Below are 1,833 nucleotides of genomic sequence, written 5' to 3'. Positions count from 1 at the left end.
CATCGTGGTAGCCCCATTATATTTAACCGTAAAACGGGTAAAGTCTATGTTAACGAAAGTGACTTTTTTAACTTTAAAATATTACGCCATCCTGCAGTATTTTTACAACCGAAAAAACGCCGAATAAAAGAGTATGATTGGGATGATTTGCATGGTGTTATTATTCATAATATGTCGCGTAATGCTTTGAGCTCGACCGTGCTAATGGTGTGCCAACCCGGTACGCATCAAGTGATTGATCATATTATGCTAGATCCTATTCGCGCGGGCGCTGGTAGTACATTTGTTTGGGGATGGATCAATAGTTTTATGTTTTTTTGTGATGTTGCCAATATTGATGATGGTGAATATAAGTCAGATCAAGAGGCGGAATTTAAAGCACATAGGATTGACGGCCAAGGCTGGCCCGAATGGATGGTAGAAGCGTTTAATGCCACATCGCAAGAAGAGCTCGCCGAAATTAAACAACGGCATCATATAAAACAATAAATTTCAATAGCTCAGGGCGGGAAAGGATAACGTCGCCAATTTTACAATAACCGTGAAGACGTGCCATTAATTGTGACTAAAAACAATAAAATTTAAAATAAGGAGCAAAACAATGCCATCAAAATATCGACCCCAAATTTTTGGTTGGATAGGCGATTTAGACAAAGGCGGTAACTATTTAAAGGGTGCCGATGATCGCTTGCTCTATGCTAATGATAACTACTGTGCTTTTATCCGTAAAACAAAATCTGATCAAATTCTTTATTTATGTATGAGTTTATTTCTGTCAATTTCAATGTTTTTTGTGATACCTGGTTTATCATATGGACTTATGATATTTGAAATAACATCTGAAACTGAATTTGTTTTTTATGTTTTAGTTGTTATTTTAATCTGTTTTATTCTCGTTTTATATTTAATGATTCCAGAATGTTATCAAAACCTTTTTACACGCCGAGGAAGCCCCATTATTTTTAATCGCAAAACGGGTAAAGTGTATATCAATGAAAGCTATTTTTTTAATTTTAAAGTGTTACGCAATCCGCTAACCTTTTTGCATCCTAATAAAAAACGCATAAAAGAATATGACTGGGCCCATTTACAAGGGGTGGTGGTGCATAACTTTTCGCGCTCTTCACTCAACACCACTATTTTAATGGTATGCAAGCCCCATAGCCATAAAACAATCGACCATATATTGTTAGACCCATTACGTGTCGGCGTAGGTAGTTATCTGGTTTGGGGTTGGGTTAATAATTTTATGTGCGCGAACAAATTAGCCGGCCTAAACGATGGCAAATACAAATGGGAACAAGAAACCCAATTTAAAGACAAAATTATTAAAGGACAAGGCTGGCCCGAATGGATGGTAGAAGCGTTTAATGCCACATCATTAGAAGAGCTCGCCGAAATTAAACAACGGCATCATATAAAACAATAAGTTTTAATAGCTCAGGGCGGGAAAGGATAACGCTGCCGACTTTACAATAACCGTGAAGGCGTGCCATTAATTGTGACTAAAAACAATAAAATTTAAAATAAGGAGTAAAACAATGCCATCACAATATCGCCCCCAAATTTGGGGTTGGATAGGCGATTTAGACAAAGGCGGGAACTATTTAACGGGTGCCGATGATCGCTTGCTCTATGCCAATGATAACTACTGTGCTTTTATTCGTAAAACAAAATCTGATCAGTTTTTTTATTTATGTCTTTCTGGAGTAATTTCAATTGGATTAATGTTTATTATTCCTTTTCTTGCATATGATATTGTAGATGATATGCAATTAAAATCAGATGATGATAAATATATTTTTTCCCTTTTACTAGGAATATTAGTTTTAT

3 protein-coding genes are annotated in these 1,833 nt (G+C 36.0%); all 3 read left to right on the top strand.

Annotation, left to right across the window (positions count from 1 at the left end; genetic code table 11):
- Nucleotides 1-489 (top strand): DUF6708 domain-containing protein (locus tag A9G28_RS13480; protein WP_218057307.1); only part of this gene is annotated, 489 nt, incomplete at its 5' end.
- 112 nt (nt 490-601) lie between these two features.
- Nucleotides 602-1,429: a DUF6708 domain-containing protein gene (locus A9G28_RS01755; protein WP_065579572.1), complete on the top strand. Its 828-nt coding sequence runs from the start codon at nt 602-604 to the stop codon at nt 1,427-1,429.
- A gap of 112 nt (nt 1,430-1,541) precedes the next feature.
- Nucleotides 1,542-1,833 (top strand): hypothetical protein (locus A9G28_RS01750; RefSeq protein WP_141674664.1); only part of this gene is annotated, 292 nt, incomplete at its 3' end.

It is taken from the genome of Gilliamella sp. Fer1-1 (assembly GCF_001690825.1).
GTDB classification, from domain to species: domain Bacteria; phylum Pseudomonadota; class Gammaproteobacteria; order Enterobacterales; family Orbaceae; genus Gilliamella; species Gilliamella apicola_C.
This window is presented reverse-complemented; position numbering and strand designations above follow the sequence as displayed.